This window comes from [Clostridium] scindens ATCC 35704 (assembly GCF_004295125.1).
Taxonomy (GTDB): domain Bacteria; phylum Bacillota; class Clostridia; order Lachnospirales; family Lachnospiraceae; genus Clostridium_AP; species Clostridium_AP scindens.
The window spans coordinates 211,612-235,288 of record NZ_CP036170.1; the positions used below are offsets into that span (position 1 = coordinate 211,612).

At 46.7% G+C, this 23,677-nt stretch carries 17 protein-coding genes and 1 riboswitch; of the genes, 2 read left to right on the top strand and 15 right to left on the bottom strand.

The genetic code is table 11. The features are described from left to right. Positions 1-51: 51 nt before the first annotated feature. The 5 genes from era to nifJ form a co-directional block, all read right to left on the bottom strand. A complete protein-coding gene (era, locus tag HDCHBGLK_RS01000; RefSeq protein WP_004606818.1) occupies positions 52-948 on the bottom strand; it encodes a GTPase Era in 897 nt (298 codons plus the stop codon). Positions 949-1,045: 97 nt separating this feature from the next. Next, complete coding sequence (locus HDCHBGLK_RS01005; RefSeq protein WP_009248783.1) at positions 1,046-3,967, bottom strand: insulinase family protein; 2,922 nt, start codon at positions 3,965-3,967, stop codon at positions 1,046-1,048. Positions 3,968-4,196: 229 nt separating this feature from the next. Next, positions 4,197-5,807, bottom strand: a complete 1,611-nt coding sequence (locus HDCHBGLK_RS01010; protein ID WP_009248784.1) for a Na+/H+ antiporter NhaC family protein — start codon at positions 5,805-5,807, stop codon at positions 4,197-4,199. 104 nt (positions 5,808-5,911) lie between these two features. Beyond that, positions 5,912-6,079: riboswitch (Lysine riboswitch) on the bottom strand. Positions 6,080-6,158: 79 nt separating this feature from the next. Beyond that, positions 6,159-6,932 (bottom strand): Uma2 family endonuclease, encoded by a 774-nt coding sequence (locus tag HDCHBGLK_RS01015; RefSeq protein ID WP_039909676.1) that lies wholly within the window; start codon positions 6,930-6,932, stop codon positions 6,159-6,161. A gap of 262 nt (positions 6,933-7,194) precedes the next feature. Then, entirely contained in the window at positions 7,195-10,728 is a 3,534-nt protein-coding gene (gene nifJ, locus HDCHBGLK_RS01020) for a pyruvate:ferredoxin (flavodoxin) oxidoreductase (protein WP_004606825.1), read from the bottom strand. A gap of 301 nt (positions 10,729-11,029) precedes the next feature. Here nifJ and HDCHBGLK_RS01025 point away from each other — a divergent pair, with 301 nt between their 5' ends. Next, positions 11,030-12,418, top strand: a complete 1,389-nt coding sequence (locus HDCHBGLK_RS01025; protein WP_004606827.1) for a sodium-dependent transporter — start codon at positions 11,030-11,032, stop codon at positions 12,416-12,418. A 93-nt stretch (positions 12,419-12,511) separates the two neighbouring features. Here HDCHBGLK_RS01025 and HDCHBGLK_RS01030 read toward each other — a convergent pair whose 3' ends face one another. From HDCHBGLK_RS01030 to HDCHBGLK_RS01065, 8 genes are all read right to left on the bottom strand, one after another. After that, positions 12,512-13,453: a TIGR03943 family putative permease subunit gene (locus HDCHBGLK_RS01030; protein ID WP_004606828.1), complete on the bottom strand. Its 942-nt coding sequence runs from the start codon at positions 13,451-13,453 to the stop codon at positions 12,512-12,514. Positions 13,454-13,482: 29 nt separating this feature from the next. Then, positions 13,483-14,466, bottom strand: coding sequence for a CobW family GTP-binding protein (locus HDCHBGLK_RS01035; RefSeq protein ID WP_039909677.1), 984 nt, complete (start codon positions 14,464-14,466; stop codon positions 13,483-13,485). A 167-nt stretch (positions 14,467-14,633) separates the two neighbouring features. Continuing rightward, positions 14,634-16,616 (bottom strand): sodium-translocating pyrophosphatase, encoded by a 1,983-nt coding sequence (locus HDCHBGLK_RS01040; RefSeq protein ID WP_004606830.1) that lies wholly within the window; start codon positions 16,614-16,616, stop codon positions 14,634-14,636. A gap of 153 nt (positions 16,617-16,769) precedes the next feature. Continuing rightward, entirely contained in the window at positions 16,770-17,516 is a 747-nt protein-coding gene (gene truA, locus HDCHBGLK_RS01045) for a tRNA pseudouridine(38-40) synthase TruA (RefSeq protein ID WP_004606832.1), read from the bottom strand. A gap of 39 nt (positions 17,517-17,555) precedes the next feature. Beyond that, positions 17,556-18,380 carry an energy-coupling factor transporter transmembrane component T family protein gene (locus HDCHBGLK_RS01050; RefSeq protein ID WP_004606833.1) on the bottom strand — a complete coding sequence of 275 codons (825 nt, stop codon included), beginning with the start codon at positions 18,378-18,380 and terminating at the stop codon, positions 17,556-17,558. Beyond that, the gene (locus HDCHBGLK_RS01055; protein WP_004606834.1) at positions 18,377-19,231 is read right to left on the bottom strand and encodes an energy-coupling factor transporter ATPase; all 855 of its coding nucleotides are present in this window, start codon (positions 19,229-19,231) and stop codon (positions 18,377-18,379) included. Before HDCHBGLK_RS01055 ends, HDCHBGLK_RS01050 begins: the two co-directional genes overlap by 4 nt. Then, positions 19,216-20,061 (bottom strand): energy-coupling factor transporter ATPase, encoded by an 846-nt coding sequence (locus tag HDCHBGLK_RS01060; RefSeq protein ID WP_039909687.1) that lies wholly within the window; start codon positions 20,059-20,061, stop codon positions 19,216-19,218. The genes HDCHBGLK_RS01055 and HDCHBGLK_RS01060 overlap by 16 nt, the downstream gene beginning before the upstream one ends. Before the next feature lie 17 nt (positions 20,062-20,078). Then, positions 20,079-20,597, bottom strand: coding sequence for a peptidylprolyl isomerase (locus tag HDCHBGLK_RS01065; protein WP_039909678.1), 519 nt, complete (start codon positions 20,595-20,597; stop codon positions 20,079-20,081). Positions 20,598-20,741: 144 nt separating this feature from the next. Between HDCHBGLK_RS01065 and HDCHBGLK_RS01070 the strand changes: the two genes are divergently transcribed. After that, positions 20,742-21,245 carry a hypothetical protein gene (locus HDCHBGLK_RS01070; protein ID WP_004606838.1) on the top strand — a complete coding sequence of 168 codons (504 nt, stop codon included), beginning with the start codon at positions 20,742-20,744 and terminating at the stop codon, positions 21,243-21,245. A 45-nt stretch (positions 21,246-21,290) separates the two neighbouring features. Here the strand turns inward: HDCHBGLK_RS01070 and HDCHBGLK_RS01075 are convergent, their stop codons facing one another. Next, complete coding sequence (locus HDCHBGLK_RS01075; protein WP_004606839.1) at positions 21,291-22,940, bottom strand: aryl-sulfate sulfotransferase; 1,650 nt, start codon at positions 22,938-22,940, stop codon at positions 21,291-21,293. 84 nt (positions 22,941-23,024) lie between these two features. Beyond that, positions 23,025-23,648 (bottom strand): hypothetical protein, encoded by a 624-nt coding sequence (locus HDCHBGLK_RS01080; protein WP_004606840.1) that lies wholly within the window; start codon positions 23,646-23,648, stop codon positions 23,025-23,027. Positions 23,649-23,677: the final 29 nt, after the last annotated feature.

Below are 23,677 nucleotides of genomic sequence, written 5' to 3' on the forward strand. Positions count from 1 at the left end.
ATCACCTCATCCTCCGTTGATAAGTTTAGGGTCTCCCATGGAAGCCTTTTTTTATTCGTCTTCCCGATATCCAAAATTTTTCATCAGATATTCACTGTCCCGCCAGTCCTTCTTTACCTTTACCCAAAGTTTCAGATTTACTTGGCAATCCAGCATTTTCTCGATCTCGTACCTGGCGGTGCTGCCGATCTTTTTCAACATATTTCCTTGTTTACCAATAATTATCCCCTTGTGGGAATCGCGCTCGCAGATAATCGTGGCATCGATATGCATGACCTTATTTTTCATCTTCATACTGTCAATCGCCACGGCAATCCCGTGAGGGATCTCTTCCTGCAGGGAATGCAGCGCTTTCTCCCGAATTAGTTCTGCCACGATCTGGCGCTCCGGCTGGTCGGTAATAGTATCTTCATCATAGAACTGCGGACCGTAGGGGAGATATTTCATCACCGCCTTAAGCAGTTCCTCGGTATTATTCCCGTTCCTCGCAGACACCGGGACAATCTCGGCAAAATCGTAGATATCCTTGTATGTCGCGATAGCCGGCAGAATCTCCTCTTTCTTTACGCTGTCAATCTTATTGATGACCAGAATGACCGGGGTGCTGACTTTCTTAAGCTGCTCCGCAATATGCTTTTCCCCTGCGCCTATGAATGTGGTAGGCTCCACCAGCCACAATACCACATCCACCTCGTTCAGAGTACGTTCCGCCACATTTACCATGTATTCCCCCAGTTTATTCTTGGCCTTATGGATCCCCGGCGTGTCCACGAACACAATCTGCCCTTCCTCCGTAGTCAGTACCGTCTGGATACGGTTTCGGGTGGTCTGGGGCTTATTGGACGTGATGGCGATCTTCTGGCCGATCAGATAGTTCATAAGTGTAGACTTGCCTACGTTTGGCCGGCCGATCAATGTCACAAATCCTGATTTAAAATCCTTCTTCATATGTTCTCCTTTAATTTAACACGTAACATTTTTCACTTTTGCACGTAACATTTTTCAAAAGTGTTACGTGCAAAAGTGAAAAATGTTACGCGTCCCGTTAAAAACTTGTCACAGTTCCAAATAGGTTTCTTTCTTCCTCGATTTTTTCTTCGCTGCCGATTACGCACAGCTGGTCTGCCTTTAACACTGCCTCTACCACCTTGGAAAGCCTGCGGATATCGTCCTGTCCTGCCTCCAGGATCTCTCTCCTTTCCTTCTGGATCATCTCGGCGCTGACTTTGTTCATATACAGGTTCATAGAACGGTCTCCTTTGGCTGCGGGCGTCATCGGCTGATCAATGTTGCTCATAGTGCCAATGATATATTTCGTCATATCGCGCTCGCTGACGGTAAATTCTTTCAGGTATTCAACGATTCCGTCATATACTTCCAGGGTACGTCTGAGATTCGGATCACGGTAGGATACGAAATACCCTTCCCCGATGCGGTTAAAATTGCTCATGCAGCCGTATGCGCCGCCTTTTACGCGGATATTCTGCCACAGGTACTCATAACTTAAGATGACCTTTAATATCTGCAGAGCGCCCGTATAGGATGCGCCATTGTCAATAAAATTACCGGTCCTCGCTACATACTGGACTTTCGACGCCGTCTTGAACCCTTCATTCTTTTTCTGACAGTGGATCATGCATGGAGAATCCTTTGGCTCTTCATGATTCAGGCTTGCCTTCATGGATGATATCATCGTCTCCATATCCTGAAGCCCTTCTTTTGCAGCCGTATAGCTAAGCATCATATTGTCCGCCCGGAACAATTGTCTTGCCAGGCTCTTAAGATTCTCAACCAGCCTGCCTTTCTCTTCTTCAAAATGTTCTTCGATATAGGCAATCTTCTCATAAAATTCGATTCCATTGGTCATATCTTTTAACTTGGCCGATGGGGACGAATAAGACATCGCCCTTAACGCCGCAGTCGTATGTCCGGACGACTGGAACTTCATTAAAAGCCTGGATTTAAGCATCGCCAGAATCTCTTTCAGACGCTTCTCATCCTCCAGTTTCGACTGGGTTAGAATCTCCGCCATCATGTCAAATGCCACCGGGAGTTTGGCATACAGCGCCTTTGCCTTGATTTCAAAGGTGGCCCTAAAGGCCTTCTCCCTCACGTTCGTCACATCCGAATAAAGTTCTAAAGATGTGCCAATGCCGCCTGTATGCATATTGATCTCATTAAACAATGCTCCATATTCAAAATGTTCTGTATCGATGATTCCGAGCACAGACTGCAGGATGCCTACATAGGAAAGCATCTCTTCTGTCACTCCCGACAGATCAAACATCACATCCACATATCCGATTCCATTGGTCTCTATCTCATGGAAGACTACTGGAACCCCCGAAATATTCATCTCCTCATTAATGATCGGCTCGATATCCCTGGAAATATCTTCTCTTTTAAGAATTGGAATCTTCGCCAGGTCTTCTTCATCATCCGGCGCAGACTGGTATGCTTCCAGCGCTTTGGTGCGCTCCACCAGCACTTCCTGCTCCCTCGCCGAGAGGCTGTTCTTGTAAGCTTGCAGCTTCTCCTCCAGTTCTCTGTCCCTCTGAGCTGTACGGCCCTTCTCTGGCTTTACGATCACGATGGCGCCATGGGTGTTGTCTAAAAGATATTTCTGGATCAATTCTTCATAATATCCGGTTCCAATCTGCTTCTTCAGGAATTCAAACGTATCCAGCGCCTCGATATGGATGAACGGCTTCTCATCATCATAGAGCCAGCTGTCCATCATCTGAAGGCCATACATCAGCCCTTTTGGATAATTTCCAAAATCCGCCTCCCGGTAACGGAATTCATGGTAATTAATTCCTGCTTCCAACGCTTTCTGATCGATCCCTTTATCTGCACACTCTCTGAGTACATCTTCAATCACCTGAATAAAAGCCTTTTTCTGCTCCTGGTTCGCGTTTTTAGATACGATGGAAAAAATAGGCTGGTAGATCCCATTGTCATAGGACCCCATAATATCCTTTCCGATCCCCGCATCTGTCAGCGCTTTCTTAAGCGGCGCTCCTGGCGCGGACAGTAATGCATAGTCCAGAATCTGGAATGCCAGATACAATTCTTTATCCAGACTGGTGCCGATTACCTTATTGTAGGAAAGATAGGTGTTATCCTCCTCAGATTCATCGCTTGCTATGGAATATGGAATCTCCTTCTCCACAATTTTAGCAAAAGGATCCTGGTACTTTATCTCTGAATCTACCGATACAAAGTCAAATTTGCTTAAATACTCTTTATCCAGCCAATCCAGTTTTTCCTCCATATCCATATCACCATACAGATAAATATAACTGTTGGATGGATGGTAATATTTTCTGTGGAAATCAAGAAACTGCTCATAGGTCAGTTCTGGTATTACTTCCGGATCCCCGCCCGATTCATTGGCGTAAGAAGTATCCGGGAAGAGTGTATTAAGAACCACCCGGTCCAGCACGCCTTCTGGCGATGAGAAGGCCCCCTTCATCTCATTATAGACCACGCCGTTATATTTAAGCTTATCTTCCACCGAATCCAGTTGATAACTCCATCCCTCCTGGCGGAAGATCTCCTCATGCTTGTAAATATTAGGATAAAGCACCGCATCCATATAAACGTGCATCAGGTTCTGGAAATCTTTATCATTACAGCTTGCCACCGGGTACACCGTCTTATCCGGATAGGTCATGGCATTGAGAAATGTATTCAGAGATCCTTTCACCATTTCTACAAATGGATCTTTGGCCGGAAAATTCCTGGAACCACACAGGACGGAGTGCTCCATAATATGCGGCACGCCTGTGCTGTCCTGCGGCGGCGTCCTGAAGCCTATGCTGAACACCTTGTTATCATCATCGTTTTCTACCAGCAGGATTCTCGCCCCGCTTTTCTTATGTCTGAGAAGGCATCCCTTTGCTTTGATACCCTTTAAGTCCTCTTCTTTTAATACTTGATAAGCATTTAAGTCTTTGACACCCATAAAGCTTCTTCTATCTCCTTTCATCGCGCTCATTTCTAACAATTATAACACCTTTTCGCACATGGTTGAAGGCGCAACATTTATTTTCTCCTGATTCCACGGCTTTACTTTGTATATCATGTCTTTCTTCGGATTTATTATTCTTTTTCACTGTATTAGAAAAAGGCCCGTCTTGCGGGCCTTCTCTACGACTTTTATATAACGTCTCTATCTCTTTGATATGTTCTCTTTATTCCTTGCCTATTGTATTCTTAATCACCAGCAGTGTAGCCACCATCAAGGCAATTCCTATCGGAAGACAAATGAATGGATTCTGAACGAATCCCGCAATCACATAGGTTACGAAGGAAACCGCCGCTACCGTTATTGCATAAGGCAGCTGGGTCGTCACATGGTTGACATGGTTGCACTGTGCTCCGGCAGAGGCCATAATCGTAGTGTCAGAGATTGGCGAGCAGTGGTCTCCGCAGACTGCGCCTGCCATGCAAGCGGAGATGGATATGATCATCATCCTTTCGTTGGTTCCAGCAAATACGGCAACAACGATCGGAATCAGGATGCCAAACGTCCCCCAGGATGTGCCTGTTGCAAATGCCAGGAAGCATCCTACCAGGAAAATGATGGCTGGAAGCAGATTCACAAATCCGCTGGCAGCAGAATCCATTACTCCCGCCACGTATTTTGCGGCGCCAAGGCTGTCTGTCATGGCCTTTAACGTCCATGCAAATGTCAGGATCAGGATTGCAGGTACCATGGCCTTAAATCCTTCCGGCACGCAAGACATGGATTCACTGAATCTCAGTACTTTTCTTGCCGCATAGAAGATAATCGTAATGATAAATGCGAAGAAACTTCCAAGCATAAGGCCAACGGATGCATCACTGTTAGAGAAAGATTCTACAAATCCTGAACCCGAGAAAAATCCTCCTGTATAGATCATTCCGATTACGCAGCAGATGATCAGGGCAATAATCGGAAGTACCAGATCTATTACCTTTCCTCCGGTCTCATCTATAACTTCCTCTGCCGTGGCATACGGCCTGTCCGGCGTGGTATACAGATCTCCCTTCACCGCATTATCCTCATGAAGCTTCATCGGCCCATAATTGATGTTCAAGCATACAATGACAACCATCATGACGATCGTCAGCAGCGCATAATAGTTATAAGGGATTGCACGGATAAATATGGAGAATCCATCTTCTCCTTCCACAAAGCCCGTAACTGCTGCCGCCCAGGATGAAATCGGTGCAATGATGCACACAGGGGCTGCCGTAGCATCGATAAGATAAGACAGTTTGGCGCGGGACACATTATGCTTATCCGTTACCGGCCGCATAACGCTTCCTACGGTTAGACAGTTAAAATAATCATCAATAAAAATCAGCACGCCAAGAACGATGGTTGCCAGCTGAGCACCTACACGGCTCTTGATGTGCGTGCTTGCCCAGCGTCCAAATGCTGCAGATCCGCCCGCCTTATTCATCATGCAGACCATAATTCCAAGAACCACCAGGAACACCAGGATTCCTACGTTATAACTGTCAGACAGCACGCCTACGATCCCGTCCTGGAATACATGCGTAATCGTCTTCTCAAACGTAAATCCTGAATAGAATATGCCTCCTATCAGAATACCCACAAACAATGAACTGTAGACTTCCTTCGTGATTAATGCCAGCACAATGGCAACAATCGGCGGAACCAGCGCCCAGAAGGAAGCATACATCTTTGGGACATATTCGGCCGCTTCATCAGCCGCAAATACCGTCATTGTACTGCAGGCAAGAATGCAAAGAAGTGCCAGAATCCCCCATACCGCTTTTTTCTTTCCTCTCATCGTAAAATTTCCTCTCTTTTCCTTTGAATATAAAAATGCCATGAACAACGCTAATCCGGGCGCGCTCATGGCATAATCTTCAATCTACCTAAAATCTTGTATTATACTCTGATAGCGCTCCACTGTTGTGACAGTCCGCAGCATCTTATGCATACGTCCCAGAACATGCATACGGGCCATGCACATCCTTCGGCGGCCTCCCCTTTCCTCTAAAGCAGCCGCCCGGGCTATGGCTTTTGAGTACTGATGAAATCCGCGCCTCTATCAAGTCCATTATTCATATAGTACATTTGTATCATTTTTCAATGGAATTGTCAATAAATGATAGATTTTTAGCAAAGTTTATCCCGATTATTCATAAAGAAAATTCATATATTCATATATTTCCCCAAAATCAACTTTGCACTCCCCCTCAAAAATCCCAACCGGCACCTTGTCCTCCCCGCCGTAAATAACCGGGTATTCCTCGTGCGCAAAGTCGTACACGACTACCTTTCTGCTCTCCGGATCCACCATCCAATATTCTCTGACTCCTGCATTCATATATTTATTAAGTTTTAAAATTGAATCCTTCTTCCTGGTCGTCTTGGACATAATCTCAACAATAAAGTCCGGCGCGCCATATACGCAGTTCATATGAATTCTTTCGCGATCGCAGACCACAAGTACATCTGGCTGTACCATCGTCCTGTCATCGCAGTCAAGCTGTACATCCAGAGGAGCCAGCATTGGCACGCACTTTCCCTTGCTGTTCCGGATATAGGACTTCAGCTGTTCCCATATCTCTGCTCCTATCAACTGGTGCACGGAAGTAGGAGATGACATATCATAGATGATTCCATCAATCAGTTCCGCCCTTCTGTCCTCCGGTAATGCGTAATAGTCCTCTATGATATAATTCCCCTGCTGCCTTGCCCGGTACTTCGCTGCCGCCTCTTCAATCCTGTCTCCTTCCTGACTTTTAAATGCCTTTTCCAGCGCCTGAAGCGTATCATATCGGGGTGATTCCGTTACGCCTGAGAATATCTTCTGTACAGTACCAAGAGGCACTCCAGAAAGTTCAGCAATCTTGTCATATGTATATCCCAGCATTCTTTTTTGCCTTTTCATCTCTTCCACAGTCATCGGCATCCTCTCCTTCTCTAAGCAATAATCATCATTTTCTTTCCATTATCATACCACTAATTCTCCATTTGCTCAACATTTCACTCCAATTAATATTTTTTCTATTTCATCAGCGCGAAAACAACCAATTTTTTTCCATTCTTCAACACTTAATGCCTGAGCCTCAAAAGGCTCAATAACAGCCAAAAAAATCCCGCCTCCGGTACTATACCGGAGGCGGAAGCCTTTAATCATATTATACTTTTACAATACCGAACGATTCTTATTCTTCTCCGTAAAGAGTGACCAGTTTCTTCAGGTATGCATATCTCTCTTTCGCCTCAGCTTCATTCTTAGCGAAGAGTTTCTCTGCCTTCTCAGGATTTGCTCTCTTCAGGGCGTTGTAACGGACTTCGCCGTCAAGGAATGCCTGATAATCTCCTGTTGGCTCCTTGCTGTCAAGCGTGAACTTAGCGCCTTCAGCTGCCGGATTGAATCTGAAATTATTCCAGTATCCGCACTCAACAGCTAATGCTTCCTCTGTCTGAGCCTTGCTCATGCCCTTCTTGATACCATGGTTGATACATGGAGCGTAAGCAATGATCAGTGATGGTCCTGGATAAGCCTCTGCCTCGGCAATTGCTTTAACAGTCTGGTTAAAGTCTGCACCCATAGCGATCTGTGCTACGTATACATAGCCATAACTCATTGCGATGCCTGCAAGGTCTTTCTTCTTCGTCTCTTTTCCTCCAGCTGCAAACTGTGCTGTTGCACCTGTCTTTGTAGCCTTGGAAGACTGTCCGCCGGTATTGGAGTAAACTTCTGTATCGAATACCATTACGTTGATGTCTTCGCCGCTGGCTAATACATGGTCAACACCGCCGAATCCAATGTCGTAAGCCCATCCGTCTCCGCCGAATACCCACTGGGATTTCTTAGCAAGGAAGTCTTTATTCTTAACGATGTCTTTGCATGTCTCGCAATTGCATCCTTCCAATGCTGCTACCAGCTTGTCTGAAGCATCTCCGTTAGAAGCGCCGCAGTTAAATGTATCCAGATATTCCTGGCAGGCTGCCTTAACTTCTGCTGATGCCTCTGCAGATGCTGCAACAGTTTCAACTTCTTCTTTCAGTCTCTTTCTGATTGCCTTCTGAGCAAGCAGCATACCATAGCCAAACTCTGCATTGTCTTCGAACAAAGAGTTAGACCAAGCCGGGCCCTGTCCCTTGACGTTTACTGTGTATGGCGTAGACGGTGAAGAGTTACCCCAGATAGAAGAGCATCCTGTCGCATTGGCAATGTACATTCTATCACCGAATAACTGAGTTACCAGTTTAGCGTATGGCGTCTCGCCGCATCCTGCACAAGCTCCGGAGAACTCAAGGAGTGGCTGTTTGAACTGGCTTCCCTTTACTGTCTCTGGCTTAAACTTAGCAACAACTTCTGGCTTAACTTCAATCTCTCTGCCGAAATCAAAGATATCCTGAGAAGCAACATTTGCTTCCATATTCCCCATAACAAGCGCCTTCTCGCCCTTCTTGCCTGGGCAGACATTTGCACAAGATCCACATCCTGTACAGTCATAAGCTGATACAGTGATTGCGAATTTCATTCCTGGCATGCCAATCATATCGATTGTCTTTGTTCCTTCCGGAGCCTTAGCCAGTTCTTCTTCTGTAAGCGCTACAGGACGGATTACTGCGTGCGGGCATACATAAGAACAGCGGTTACACTGGATACAGTTTTCTTCTTTCCATACCGGAATATCAACTGCGATGCCACGCTTCTCATATGCGGAAGAGCCTGATGGAGTAGATCCATCTACATAATCCTTGAATGCTGATACTGGAAGCGTATTTCCTTCCTGAGCATTAACCTTAGCCTGGATATTCTTAACGAAATCGACAACATCTTCTCTTCCACCCTTAACTTCTGGTGAGAACAGTCCTTCGTCTTCGCATGATTTCCAAGAATCTGGAACCTGAACTTCAACAACCTGCTTAGCGCCTGCGTCGATAGCGTCATAGTTCATCTGTACGATCTTATCTCCCTTTCTTCCGTAAGTAGCCTTAGCTGCTTTTTTCATAAGGTCGATTGCTTCTTCTTCCGGAATGATGGACGCCAGTTTGAAGAATGCTGACTGAAGTACCGTATTGATACGTCCGCCAAGTCCGATCTCTTTACCGATCTTGATACCATCGATCGTATAGAACTTGATGTTGTGATCCGCGATAAATGCCTTTACCTGTCCTGGCAGATGCTTATCAAGACCTTCCATATCCCATGGGCAGTTCAGAAGGAATGTTCCTCCGTCTACCAGTTCCTGTACCATATTGTACTTGTTTACATAAGAAGGATTATGGCATGCAACAAAGTTTGCCTTATGGATCAAATATGTTGATTTGATCGGTTTCTTACCAAAACGCAGGTGAGACATTGTAACACCGCCTGACTTCTTGGAGTCATAGTCAAAGTAAGCTTGTGCATACATATCAGTGTTGTCACCAATGATCTTGATAGAGTTCTTATTCGCGCCAACAGTACCATCTGCTCCAAGTCCCCAGAACTTGCAGTTGATCGTTCCTTCTGGAGTCGTAATAAGCGGAGCGCCGATTTCAAGAGAAAGATTTGTCACGTCATCTTCGATACCGATCGTGAATCTAGCCTTCTGTGCGTTATTAAATACTGCAACGATCTGTGCAGGCGTCGTATCTTTGGATCCTAATCCATAACGTCCGGAATATACAGGAACAGCATCAAACTTTGTTCCCTTTAATGCAGAAACAACGTCAAGGTATAATGGCTCTCCCTGTGCTCCTGGCTCTTTTGTCCTGTCAAGAACATTAATTGTCTTAACCGTCTCTGGGATCGCATCAATCAATGCCTGTGCGCAGAATGGTCTGTACAGGCGAACTTTAACAACGCCTACTTTTTCTCCAGCTGCTGCCATGTAATCGATCGTCTCCTCGATTGTATCGCATACAGAACCCATAGCAATGATAACCTTCTCTGCGTCCGGTGCTCCGTAGTAGTTAAACAGTTTGTAATTCGTTCCGATCTTAGCGTTAACCTTGTCCATGTATTCCTGTACGATAGCCGGCAGTGCATCGTAATATGGGTTACATGCTTCTCTTGCCTGGAAGAAGATATCCGGGTTCTGTGCAGAACCTCTCTGGCATGGATGATTTGGATTCAATGCATGATTTCTAAATTCATCTACTGCATCCATATCAACCAGGTCTTTCAGATCTTCATAATCCCATGTCTCAATCTTCTGGATCTCATGAGATGTACGGAATCCATCAAAGAAGTTGATGAAAGGAAGTTTTCCTTTTAATGCCGCGCAATGTGCAACTGGCGTCAGGTCCATAACTTCCTGTACGCTTGATTCGCAAAGCATTGCTGCTCCAGTCTGACGACAGGCATATACGTCGGAGTGGTCTCCGAAAATTGACAGCGCGTGGCTTGCAAGGGCACGTGCTGATACGTGGAATACACCCGGCAGCTGTTCGCCTGCTACTTTATATAAGTTAGGAATCATCAACAGTAATCCCTGAGATGCCGTAAATGTCGTTGTAAGAGCACCTGCTGCCAGCGAACCATGTACCGCTCCGGCTGCACCTGCTTCTGATTGCATCTCTGTCACCTGAACAGTTTGTCCAAATATGTTTTTTCTACCTTCGGTAGCCCACTCATCCACGTGTTCTGGCATAACAGATGATGGGGTGATTGGGTAAATAGCTGCAACTTCGGTATATGCATATGATGCGTGAGCTGCTGCCTGATTACCATCCATGGTCTTCATTTTTCTTGCCATTTTTGTTGTTCCTCCTTAAAATATGATACAAATCATTATTTGACGTGTGTAATTATTATAGTCCCTAACCCCTTAAAAGTCTAGTGATTCTTGGCTTTATTTTGTTCCTTTTTCCATACATCTGCTTCTTTCAAGACCGCCTGGCTGCCCCCTGGGATACCGTATTTTCTTGACAAAAATATATCTGTCGGTTATACTGTAAAAGAGGATTGAATTAAGCGAGGATGCTCTCACAAAACTTGTGAGCGCATCCTTTTTTAATTCATTGCATCTCAAATACTATAGAGATTGGGGTGTTTTTATGAGTAGTAATGAAACAGGTACTGGAAAAAGTACAAAAGAGCATGCACAGTGGGGGTCGCGTTTCGGGTACATCATGGTAGCCGCAGGAGCTGCTATCGGACTTGGTAACATCTGGCGTTTTCCATATCTTGCGTATGGCGGCGGCGGGGGCGTATTCATCGTCATTTACATCATCATGGCTGCCCTTATGGGGTATCCGCTGATCAAGGCAGAGAGTGCCATCGGACGTTTTGCAAGAGCCAATGTAGCCGCTTCTTTTGGCGCAGTAAAGAAAAAGTACCGATTTGTGGGCTGGATCGCCATTCTTTGTACGACTTTAATCGATATGTACTATGTCATCGTCGGAGGATGGGTTCTGAAGTATGCAGTAGCCTACATCATCGGGGAAGATTTCGGCTCCGACACGCAGGTTTTTTTTGACGGATTTACCGCATCCAGCGTCCAGCCGCTGGTCTATACGGCAATCGTTATGATCGTAGTTGCCGTCCTATTGTTCTTTGGCATCACCAACCTGGTAGAAAAAGTTACCAAAGTTATGATGCCTGCCTTGTTCCTTCTGCTGGTTGTATGCGGCATATGGGCCATTTTCTCCACGCCTAACGCTGTCGAAGGCCTGAAGTATTACATCGTACCGGATTTTAGCAAAATGAGCGTGAAGGTATTCGCTGATGCTGCCACGCAGGTATTGTTCTCCATCGGTATTGGCTGGGGAATCTTCGTAACTCTGGGCGCAAGCCTTCCAAAGGAAAATAATATCAAAAAAGACTCTGTTTGGATTGCAGTCTGCGACACGGTGGTTGCATTGACTGCAGGTTTCGTTATCATTCCTTCCGCCTATGGCGCAGGTGTAGATATGGCCAGCGGGCCTTCCCTGATCTTCGTGGTTATGACCCAGATATTCTCCAAACTTCCGGGCGGACGGTTTATCGGCATCTTCTTCTTCATAGCATTGCTGTTTGCAGCGCTCTCCACATTGTTTACGATCATCGAGATCCCAAACAAGTGGCTGGAAGAGTCCACGCATATGTCTCACCGGAAATCAACGACGATCACCTCCCTCATCATCTTCGCAGGCGGTATCATCGTATCCCTTGGGTTTGGAGTTCTGAGCAATGTCCAGCTTCCATTTCTGGATGTACATGGAGTGGCATACTACAATATCTATAACTGGCTGGATACCTTCACCGCTTACATTCTTCTGCCTCTCGGCTGCCTGCTTACCTGCTTCTATGTGGCAAAGGTATGGGGATTTAAAGATTTCGAGAAGGAACTTACCGTGAATGGAAGAGACGGAAAGTTCTCCCAGTTCCAGAAAGTGGTATACGCAGTTATCGTACCGGCGCTGATGCTGGTAGTAATTTTGAACTGCTTCGGATTTATTAACTAAAGCAAAAGATCATTTATAAAGGCGTCCCGGGAACGACATATTCGTTATCCGGGGCGCCTTCTCTATTGTTATTATCTAATGAATCCCGACTGCTTATCCTAAATAAACGACTTCCTCTTGAGGCTTTTGCGCGGGTTCCATTCCTATCAGGTGCAGCACCGGCTGCTCATTTCCAAAAGATACCGCTGCCTCCCATTCAAACCTTGCCCGCAGGCGAATCCATTCATTTTTCTTGAACTCGATCTTCTCATCGGATTTGCAGGGATATCCATAAAATCGGATGTCAGCGGCGCAGCAAGTCATGATCTTGCGGACCGGGACAAACATCTTCTCATCCATGCCCCTGGGCCTGAACGCCTGGGCAGTAAACTCAATCTCTTTATGGAGATACAGTTCCGGATGATCATATGCATCCACGTACCAGATGCCAAAATCACCATCCTCCACAACAATCTTGTCTCCTTTTACATCATAAGGCAGGTCCTCTGCCGATGGCTGGATAATCTTTCCATCCATTCCCTCAAAGATAAGCTGGGCCATAGGATTCTGCACCTTTAAAGCCCGTCTGAATCCGGAACGGTCTACCCCGTCCGGACAGCGGTTTACTACGATCAATTCCGATTCCGCCAGCTGCTCCATCAGCATATTACGCATATTGGCCAGATACATGTCCAGCGTTGTCCCATCCACGGTAGAGTACACCCCCTGCAGTTCCCAATTGCGAGGATATTTGATGGACAGCAGATCCTCCAGTTTCCACATTCCATTATATTCTATGACAACCTGAGTCGGATGATAATTCTTCTCACAGTTCTTAAAAAACACAGAATTCAACTGTTCAAATGCTTCCACCTTTAGCTGGGCCATCTCCTTGCTGTCCAGATATTCCTTGGAGTATTCTTCCTCCCCTTCTTCACACAATATCAGCAGTGTGAGTCCTGGCTCGATCCAGTCCTGCTCCATTAGCGTCTCCTTCACCAGAGTAGTCTTGCCGCTGTCCAGAAAGCCTGTACACACAAACACCGGTGTTACCATGTCGTCTCCCTCCTTTCCCCTATTCCTTCTTACTTCAAATGGAACAAGGTCATAAGTTCCTCTTCTTTCAGATCCGTTCCGATTACGCAGAGACGTCCCGTATAGTCTGGCTGTCCTTCTCTCACCTCATACTCCTGCGGCACAAGATCAAACTGCCTCCAAGAGCCGTCTGACATTTGGATAATTCCTTTTGACCGAAGCACTGTTCCATAGGCCTCTGTCTCCGATAATGCCTTCAGCATGAAGTCCAGTTCCTCCTTTGTGTACTTATGCGCCGTCTCTTTTCCCCAGCTGGTAAATATCTCGTCCGCATGGTGATGGTGATGCTCATGGCCGCACGCTTCATGCTCATGGTGGTGATGCTCATGATGGCAGCATTCTTGCCCATGCGTCTCTTCCAGCAGTCCTGCCAGCTCGCTTCCCTTCTCCAGAGCATGTATGATCGCTTCCTTGCCCAGCTGCGCCCAGGGCGTAGAGATGATGGCTGCCTCCTTATTCTCATCCCGCAGCATATGAACGCATTCCTCAATCTTATCATCGCTCATGGCCTGCGTACGGCTGATAACGATGGCAGAGGCATGCTCCACCTGATCTTTGAAGAATTCTCCGAAGTTCTTCAGGTATAACTTGGCCTTCTTTCCGTCTACAACCGTAATTCTTCCATCAATCGCAATATCCGCATCTTTTTTTACATCTTCTATGGCCTTCATGATGTCGGATAATTTCCCGACTCCTGAGGGCTCTATAATCACGCGGTCAGGCTGGTACTCCTCCAGTACTTTTTTAAGGGCCTTGCTGAAATCCCCAACCAGCGTACAGCAGATACATCCGGAGTTCATCTCTGTAATCTCAATTCCTGCATTTTTTAAAAAACCGCCGTCAATGCCAATCTCGCCGAACTCATTTTCAATCAGCACCAGTTTTTCTCCTGCGAATGCCTGATTGATCAGCTGCTTGATAAATGTGGTTTTTCCCGCTCCCAAAAAGCCGGAAATAATATCTACTTTCGTCATCCTTATTGCCTCTTTTCTATTTCCATTCATTGATTGATATACACATCCGACACATATATTACCACAAACTCTCCCAAGTTTCCAGTTATACCCAGTCAAACTATAACGGCAGTATTCCCAGTTCTCCACTGAAAATACTGCCGTTTGCATGAATGATTATTTTTCTCTTACAGCACGCCGCCTATTGATAAGAACAATGGTGCAAATACCAGTGATACGATCGTCATCAACTTGATCAGAATATTGATGGATGGGCCAGAAGTATCCTTAAATGGATCACCTACCGTATCTCCTACAACCGCCGCATGGTGCGCGTCGCTGCCTTTGCCGCCATGGTTGCCGTCTTCAATAAACTTCTTGGCATTATCCCATGCGCCGCCCGCGTTAGACATGAAGATCGCCATCATTACGCCGGTAACCAGCGCGCCGGCCAGAAGTCCGCCCAGGGCCGCAGGCCCTAACAAAATTCCTACTATCAGCGGCGCAAGCACTGCCATGATTCCAGGAACCAGCATCTCTTTCAATGCCGCGGTGGTGGAGATTGCGACGCAGGACTTATAATCCGGCTTTGTTGTCCCTTCCATAATGCCAGGCATAGTCTTAAACTGGCGTCTTACTTCCTCGATCATCTGATAAGCCGCCTTGGACACTGACTGCATCGTCATGGCAGAAAACAGGAACGGAAGCATGCCGCCGATAAACAGGCCGATGATAACCCTGCTGTTAAGGATGTCGATATTCTTAAGCTGCACAGCCTCTGCATAAGATACGAAAAGCGCCAAAGCCGTAAGTGCGGCCGATCCAATGGCAAATCCTTTGCCCATTGCCGCCGTCGTATTTCCAACTGCGTCCAGCTTATCCGTAATCTTGCGGACTTCCGGCTCAAGCCCGGACATCTCCGCAATACCGCCTGCATTGTCTGCAATTGGCCCATAAGCGTCAACCGCTACCGTAATGGCTGTCGTAGACAGCATTCCTACGGCTGCCAGAGCAATGCCATACAGGCCGCAGAACTGATATGCCACAAAGATGCCGGCGCAGATCAAAAGAATCGGGATCGCAGTTGACCTCATGCCCACCGCGAGGCCGCTGATAATCGTCGTTGCAGCGCCAGTCTCGGACTGTTCTGCTATCTCTTTTACAGACTTATAGTCTCCTGATGTATAGACTTCGGTAATGATTCCAATCAGCAGGCCGACAATAAGGCCAGCCACGATCGCGATAGCCGCATTGAAATCCCCGAAGAAATATTTACTGAATACAAATGCTACGATCAGTACGATCACGCTGGATGCATAAGATCCCATTTTAAGCGCTTTGTGCGGATTGGCCTTCTCATCGCCTTTTACGAAGAAGGTTCCAAGAATGGATGCCAGAAGCCCGCATCCTGCGATCATCAATGGAAAAACGGCGCCTGCCACTTTAAAATATACGATTCCCAAAGTCAGCGAAGATATAAGCGCTCCCACATAGGACTCGAAAAGATCCGCGCCCATTCCGGCAACATCGCCTACATTGTCGCCTACGTTATCAGCGATAACGGCTGGGTTGCGAGGATCATCTTCGGGAATGCCCGCTTCTACTTTTCCCACAAGATCCGCGCCCACATCAGCCGCTTTGGTATAGATACCGCCGCCAACACGCGCAAATAAAGCGATAGATGAAGCTCCAAGGCTGAATCCTGACAATACGTCCACATTCTTAGTGATCATATAGATGGCGCTCACTCCAAGAACGCCAAGGCCTGCCACGCACATTCCCATTACTGCCCCGCCGGAAAATGCGATTGAGAGCGCTTTGTTCATTCCGCCTTCTTTGGCAGCATTTGCAGTCCTGACATTTGCTTTTGTAGCAACCGTCATTCCGAAATATCCTGCCAGAGTAGAGAATAATGCTCCCACAACAAAGCAAATGGCAGTTACCCAGTTGCCAATGCCAAAGCCGATAAGTACGAATAATACGATGACAAAGAATATAAGAATCTTATACTCTGCCGTCAAGAAGGCCTGGGCGCCTTCGCCGATTGCAGCTGCAATCTCCTTCATCTTGTCTGTTCCTGCGTTTTGCCTGCTTACCCTTGCTGCCAGCAGGGCCGCGAACAGCAGGGCTGCAATGCCCAGCACCGGAACAATGTTTAAAAACATCTCCATAATTAAAATCCTCCCACAGATTTATTATAATTCTTATATTATCATAAAAATGCGGATTGTATAGTGTTTTTTTCAGATTCTATCAGAATTCCCAATTTTTTTGCACTTTCCTTCTTTTGTTCAGTATATTTATTTATACCCCTTTGATTCGCTTCATGACCCATCATACTCTATGCAAACCAGCGTAAGCCCTTCCGGAGGCGCCGTCACTCCAGCCTGCGTACGCTCCCTGGCTTCCAGGATTTCCTTCACCTTTGTCGGCTCATAGAACCCTCTTCCCACCCGTATCAAAGTGCCCGCGATAATCCGAACCATATTATAGAGGAATCCATTCCCTGTAATCCGAATGGTAATATCCGGCCCTTCCTGCTCGATCATTAATTCCTTCACTGTCCGAACCGTATCTTCCACACTAGTCCGTACATTACAGAAACTTACGAAATCATGTTCGCCCAGAAGATAAGCCGCTCCTTCCCTCATCTTCTCTACATTCATAGGAAATGATACAAAAGCGCTGTATCTGCGCTTTAAAGGGTTTTGTACCGGTGCGTTATAAATATGGTATTCATACGTCTTAAGGATCTCATCCTGATATCTGGGATGCCAGTCCAATGGAACTTCCTTTGAACTTACAATCACAATATCATCTGGAAGCCGCTGGTTCAGGGCATAAGCCATCCGCTCCGCCGGAATGGAAGACTCCGTATCAAATACAGCCACATTGCCTAATGCATGCACCCCGGAATCGGTCCGGCTGGCTCCGATCACATGAATGTCTTCTCCAGTCAGTTTCTTTAACTTTTTATTCAATATCTCTTCAACCGTAATTCCATTAGGCTGAATCTGCCAGCCGCAGTAATCTGTGCCATCATAGGCTATGGTCAGTTTAATTCTTTTCAAAAGGCACCGCGTCCTCCTTATCCATGTTACGTCCTGTCATCAGAATATCCAAAGATGCAGCGGCACGTACCTTCCAATAAAGAATACCGCCACCACATATGCCACGACCACGATATATGCCATACGATCTCTTGACTGGTACTTCAGAGGCTTCATCTTGGTCCTTCCCTCGCCTCCGCGGTAACATCTTGCCTCCATAGCCATTGCAAGGTCATTGGCGCGCCGGAAGGCCGATACGAACAAAGGAACCAGGATAGGGATCATATTTTTAGCCCGCTGAATAATATTGCCACTCTCCAAGTCAGCGCCCCGGGCAATCTGCGCCTTCATGATCTTATCTGTCTCTTCCAGAAGTATGGGAATAAATCGCAGCGCGATAGACATCATCATCGCCACCTCGTGCACAGGAACGCGAATCTTGTTCAATGGGTGCAGCAGTTTCTCTATTCCATCCGTCAGTTCATTCGGCGTTGTAGTAAATGTCATAAGCGAAGAGCCAATGATCAGATAGATCAGCCGGATCGCCATATAGACAGCCGTTCGAAGCCCTCCTTCTGTAATGGTGAAGATCCATGCATGGAACAGCACCTCGCCGTCCCTGGTCAGAAACAGATTAAATAATACCGTTATCATCAGCAGCATGACAATGGGCTTGAGGCCCTTGACAATGTAGGAAAACGGTACTTTTGAAAGCCGTATGACGGCTACCAGGAATACAGTCGCCACGATATAGCCGGGTATGCTTTTAAACAGAAACAAAGAGATCAGATACAGAAGCGTGGATACCAGTTTCACCCTTGGATCCAGCCTGTGCAGCACGCTCTTTGCCGGATAATATTGTCCGATTGTAATGTCTCGAATCATTCTTTTCTCTCCAGTGCCTGCATGATTTCTCTGGCTGCTTCCTCCACCGTGGTTACGTCCACCTTCACAGGAAGCCCATGCTCCTTAAGATCATGCATGATATATGTGACCTGCGGCGCCGCAAGCCCAACCTTTTCCAGTTCCTGATAATGTGCAAATACTTTCTTCGGCTTGTCATTATACATGACAGAGCCTTTATTCATAACGATAATGCGGTCCGCATATCTGGCAATATCTTCCATGCTGTGGGACACAAGGATGACCGTCATATCGCTTTCTTTGTGGAGATAGGCAATCTGATCAAGAATGTCATCCCTGCCCTTCGGATCCAGCCCCGCGGTAGGCTCGTCCAGTACCAGGACCTTAGGCCGCATAGCCAGCACGCCGGCAATTGCCACACGCCGTTTCTGCCCTCCGGACAGTTCAAAAGGAGAAGACTTATAGTACTTTTCCTTAAGTCCTACAAGTTTCAGCGCCTCCAGCGCCCGCTCCTTGCACTCTTTGGGGCCAAGCCCCTGATTCTTAGGTCCAAAGCACACATCCGTCATCACGTCTATCTCAAACAGCTGATGCTCGGGATACTGGAATACCAGTCCCACCTGGTTTCTGAGTTCCCGCATGTTATATCCTTCCTCATATATATTCTCATCATTATAATACAGCGCGCCGCTGGTGGCTTTTATAAGGCCATTCAGATGCTGGATCAGCGTGGACTTTCCCGAACCGGTATGACCGATGATCCCGACAAACTCCCCATGGGGAATCGTCAGGGAAATATCCTTAAGCGCATGCTTTTCATATGCCGTTCCAAGGCTGTATACATAGTTAAGATGTTCTAATCTAATTGACATAATGCTTCCACCAATTCCTCTTTCCTAAGAATACCTGACGGGATATCCAGTCCTTGCTTCTTAAGTTCATCTGCCAGGATTGTCACCTGGGGGACATCCAGACGGTATTTCTTTAGTTCGTCTACCTGGGAAAATACTTCCTTCGGCGTTCCTTCCATTACCACCCGCCCGTGATCCATCACATAGATCTTATCCGCATCTATGACTTCTTCCATATAATGGGTGATCAGAATCACTGTGACTTTCTTCTGCTCCCTCAACTTCTTCACTGTCTTTAGGACTTCCTTGCGCCCTACCGGATCCAGCATGGCAGTCGGCTCATCCAGCACGATGCACTTAGGCTCCATGGCTACCACGCCGGCAATCGCCACCCTCTGCTTCTGTCCCCCTGAGAGTTTATTCGGAGAATGGTGCCGGTACTCTATCATGCCGACAGCCTTCAAACTTTCTTCTACACGCTGCCAGATCTCGTCCGTAGGAACTCCCAGATTCTCCGGGCCAAATCCTACATCTTCCTCTACTACGGTTCCAATGATCTGATTATCGGGGTTCTGGAATACCATGCCGGCTGATTGGCGCACGTTCCATAGCTCAGCCGGGTCCGTCGTATCCAGGCCATTCACCCATACCGTGCCCTCTGTCGGAACCAGGATTGCATTGATATGCTTAGCCAGCGTAGATTTCCCAGAGCCGTTATGGCCGAGAATCGCTATGAACTGGCCTTCCTTTACGTCGATATCCACTTCGTCTATGGCTCGTGACTTGCCGATCACATTGCCTTCCTCGTCCCGCTTCTCATATTCAAAAATCAGTTTTTCTGTCTGAACCATATCATAACCCTTCTCCATTATGCCCTCTCTGGTTCCGGATAGTCCTGGCCTTTGGTATCTACCGTTACCTTTTTCATCTTCTGTGCCTCCAATGGCCTGTCATTGTAGTCTGTAGGCGTTTCCGCGATCTTATTCACTACATCCATGCCCGTGATAATCTTTCCGAATGCTGCATAAGAACCATTCAGATGTGGAGAATTCTTGTGCATGATAAAAAACTGGGAGCCTGCGCTATCCGGATGCATTGCTCTTGCCATAGAAAGGACGCCTTCCGTATGAGCCAGGTCATTGGCAAAACCATTCTGTGCAAATTCCCCTTTAATATTGTATCCCGGGCCGCCCGTACCAGTGCCTTCGGGACATCCTCCCTGAATCATGAATCCACTGATTACGCGGTGGAAGATCAGTCCGTCATAATATCCCTTCTTCACCAGCGAGATAAAGTTATTTACCGTATTCGGCGCAATCTCCGGATATAATTCTGCCTTCATGATGTCTCCATTTTCCATTTCAATCGTAATAATTGGATTTTCCATAATATACTTCCTCTCTTTTTTCAAATATATAAACCGCATTATCTATTGTAACGGATATTTTTCCATTCGTAAAGTATCTTGATTGGAATGATATGCATAGAATCAGGAATACTAATCAAGACAAAGTAAGACAGGGAGGATGATATGATGAAAAAATGTAAGATATTGGGGACTGCCGCGGCCATGATGCTGGTGCTCGCGCTTGCAGGGTGCGAAAATAATACGGACGATGTGGACGCTCTCAAGAAACGGGTAGACCAGATGGAACAGGAATTGGCTGATATGGAGATTAATAATAATCTTGCCGAATCCTCTCAGGATAAGGCCGCTATTCATGAAGTCTCCGCGTCCGATGACTCTATCGCATCTCTTACCCAGGCTGTGGATGATATGGTGTCAAAGGCCAATGAAGCCAAGCCGGACGGTACTGAAGAGGAAAAAATGGAACAGTTCTTCACCCTCAAAAAAGAAATGAAGAGCATAGACAGCCGTCTGGATGCCTACGAGGATTATCTGGAATACCAGTACCGCCAGGAGAAACTTTCCCGGGAAGAATACCAAAGCCAGGATCAGGCGCTGGAAGAGTTGGAAGATAAATTGGACGCTGCCGAGGACCAGCTGGAATGGACCTTCGGCATAGACGACTAGGCAAAAAGATGCCGGATCATCCATGTGCTCCGGCATCGCTTCCATCTATTGCCCTATAATTCCGTCTTCAAAATAGAATCCGTCAAAATCATACTTATAGACGCGGTAAATAAACTTTTCCATATCCATCTTATAACTTGCGATCAGTCTATGATCCTTGTCATACTCGCCAAACATGCCTTGGAATCCGGAATCAATCACCGTATTGTCCCCAATATCCTGGGCGCTGCTTACATAGCCGGAATAAGGAACTTCAAAGGAATCTACAAGTTTAAAGGTTCCTGCGTTCTCGTCCACCAGATACTTATAGTAATAAGAAGAAGTCCCCTCCTTGGCGCTGTTCTGTGCAAGCCCCACCGCGGCCCAGTCAAAATCTGGCTTGGTTTCGCTGATTCCAATATTATTGTTAAACATATACAGATAATACTGTCCCTCCGGCAGACTGTCATCTTCTACATAGGAGACCGAATGCTGTCCTCCATGGATGGTAAACTCTCCATCCTTTGCAAATACCAGGCTTTCATACTGCGTCCCTGCCCAGAAGGACTTCTCCGCAATCATATAGCCCACCGTTGGAGTTCCATAGATATCATCAACCCTTATAATAGAGGAAGTCTCCCTCGAACTTAACAGCACAGATCCGTTGCCCATCCACTGGATCGTATTGATATGCATCCAGTCCAGTTCTCCTTCTTCGCTTCTTTGGCATTCCGCCTTATACTCCCCAAACAGAGCGCCAAGATCCAGCACTTTGGTGACTTCTCCGGAATTTACGTCCAGTTTGATCACAACATCTTCCGTGCTGTCCTGCTTCTTATCCGATGCCAGAATCAGCATATTGCCGTTATCATCAAATACATAGTCATGATGGACTTCATAGTCTCCGAGGTCAAAGACATTTGTCACCTGCCCCGTCCTGCTCAGCTGCGCCATCTTCGTCTCAGAAATACTGTAGTACATGAAATCCTTATCAAAGATCAGCCTGTGGCTTCGGTATCCCAGAAGCGGCACCTCTCCCCGGAGCGTTCCATTATTGTCGTAAAAATACATAAAGTCCAGAGCCGTGCTGTCATTTCCCAAGACCACGTAGAGCCCGTCTTCCAACTGGCTTGCATCGCCTTCTACATCCGTATCCAGCTGCACATCTTCCGTTCCCATAAGGGAGCCCATCTCAAATACGATCTCCTTGGTGTCCGTGGATCCATCTTCCTTCGTCAAGAAAAAGGTAACCTTATTCTCCATATCGGGTATCAGGCCGATCACCTGGAATTCATGTTCTTTCTGGTATGCCTCCTCCTGATACACCGTCCGGTTAAAGTCCTGAATCTTCGAGTCTTCGGCATGAACCGTATAGGCCACGCTCACCGGCTCATCCGTATTGAAATACACATAGAGCGACTGGGTGTTGGTACCGAATGGATTGTATTCTATCAGCATGTTGCTAAGCGTGTACTCCTGAGAGGACTTCTTCTCTTCCAGTTCCTCTGCTGTCTTCTCCTGATTCTTTACATCGTAGGCAGCCTTAATCTTCTTCAGAGATTCTTCCTGTGTCTTGGTAAGCTTCGTTGTCTCCGTATCCGTCTGCTTCGTACTGTCTTCTGTCTCCGAAGTTGCCAAAACCTTCGCCCCTACGCCCGTTGCGATAAATATCGCAGCCGCCAGGGCGCAGGCCAATATCTTATTTCTCTTTCTCAACTTATACCCCGCCTTTTCTAACTTGATTATGGGTTGCTATACTCATATTCTAACAGGAATTTGTGTTCATTTCATGAAAATATTTCAAATTATGGAATATAATATTAGACCGCCCTTTTCTTCGTATCCTGTGTCCCACAGTTCCTTCAGGGACATCCGCACCGCCTGCCCATAGGTGGCCGCTGTTATATACATCTCCTGGGGCCCGTCTTCGTAGCCTACCACGAGAAACCAGTGCCAGATAAAGTCTTTATACTTGTCAACATTCTTATGCCTCAGCATCAAATACGGCACCGGAAGCCCCGCATCGATCTGCCGTCTGATCTTTTCAGCCGCTTCTTCATAGGAATGGCTTCCTTTCAATCCTTCCATGGCAATCTGTATCCCGGCGCCCGTCTTGTCATTTACGTCTTGAATATACCGCTGGAATCCTTCCATATACCATTCCAGCTTCTTCACCCCGCCGACCCTCGGCCGGATATAGGGCTTCATAATCTGGCTGAATTGCTTATACTCTTCCTTATTAAGATGCATCTTGTCAAAAGGATAGAGCGCGTCCATGCCCATATGGAGGGCAAAGTAGATACAACTGTCACAGGCAGTCGCAGCGCCGCATCCTCCGATATTCATAACTACATTTGTAAACCAATCCTGGCTGCCCCCATAGGCTTCTTCTATCGTAAAATAATCAAGTCTCTTACTATGCATAATTCTGTCGCCTCCCAACGCAATCAGGG

What these genes read in the sequence shown, in the direction of transcription:
- era (WP_004606818.1), bottom strand. Translation starts at nt 948, where the DNA reads ATGAAGAAGGATTTTAAATCAGGATTTGTGACATTGATCGGCCGGCCA.
- HDCHBGLK_RS01005 (WP_009248783.1), bottom strand. Translation starts at nt 3,967, where the DNA reads ATGGGTGTCAAAGACTTAAATGCTTATCAAGTATTAAAAGAAGAGGAC.
- HDCHBGLK_RS01010 (WP_009248784.1), bottom strand. Translation starts at nt 5,807, where the DNA reads ATGAGAGGAAAGAAAAAAGCGGTATGGGGGATTCTGGCACTTCTTTGC.
- HDCHBGLK_RS01015 (WP_039909676.1), bottom strand. Translation starts at nt 6,932, where the DNA reads ATGACTGTGGAAGAGATGAAAAGGCAAAAAAGAATGCTGGGATATACA.
- nifJ (WP_004606825.1), bottom strand. Translation starts at nt 10,728, where the DNA reads ATGGCAAGAAAAATGAAGACCATGGATGGTAATCAGGCAGCAGCTCAC.
- HDCHBGLK_RS01025 (WP_004606827.1), top strand. Translation starts at nt 11,030, where the DNA reads ATGAGTAGTAATGAAACAGGTACTGGAAAAAGTACAAAAGAGCATGCA.
- HDCHBGLK_RS01030 (WP_004606828.1), bottom strand. Translation starts at nt 13,453, where the DNA reads ATGGTAACACCGGTGTTTGTGTGTACAGGCTTTCTGGACAGCGGCAAG.
- HDCHBGLK_RS01035 (WP_039909677.1), bottom strand. Translation starts at nt 14,466, where the DNA reads ATGACGAAAGTAGATATTATTTCCGGCTTTTTGGGAGCGGGAAAAACC.
- HDCHBGLK_RS01040 (WP_004606830.1), bottom strand. Translation starts at nt 16,616, where the DNA reads ATGGAGATGTTTTTAAACATTGTTCCGGTGCTGGGCATTGCAGCCCTG.
- HDCHBGLK_RS01050 (WP_004606833.1), bottom strand. Translation starts at nt 18,380, where the DNA reads ATGATTCGAGACATTACAATCGGACAATATTATCCGGCAAAGAGCGTG.
- HDCHBGLK_RS01055 (WP_004606834.1), bottom strand. Translation starts at nt 19,231, where the DNA reads ATGTCAATTAGATTAGAACATCTTAACTATGTATACAGCCTTGGAACG.
- HDCHBGLK_RS01060 (WP_039909687.1), bottom strand. Translation starts at nt 20,061, where the DNA reads ATGGTTCAGACAGAAAAACTGATTTTTGAATATGAGAAGCGGGACGAG.
- HDCHBGLK_RS01065 (WP_039909678.1), bottom strand. Translation starts at nt 20,597, where the DNA reads ATGGAAAATCCAATTATTACGATTGAAATGGAAAATGGAGACATCATG.
- HDCHBGLK_RS01070 (WP_004606838.1), top strand. Translation starts at nt 20,742, where the DNA reads ATGATGAAAAAATGTAAGATATTGGGGACTGCCGCGGCCATGATGCTG.
- HDCHBGLK_RS01080 (WP_004606840.1), bottom strand. Translation starts at nt 23,648, where the DNA reads ATGCATAGTAAGAGACTTGATTATTTTACGATAGAAGAAGCCTATGGG.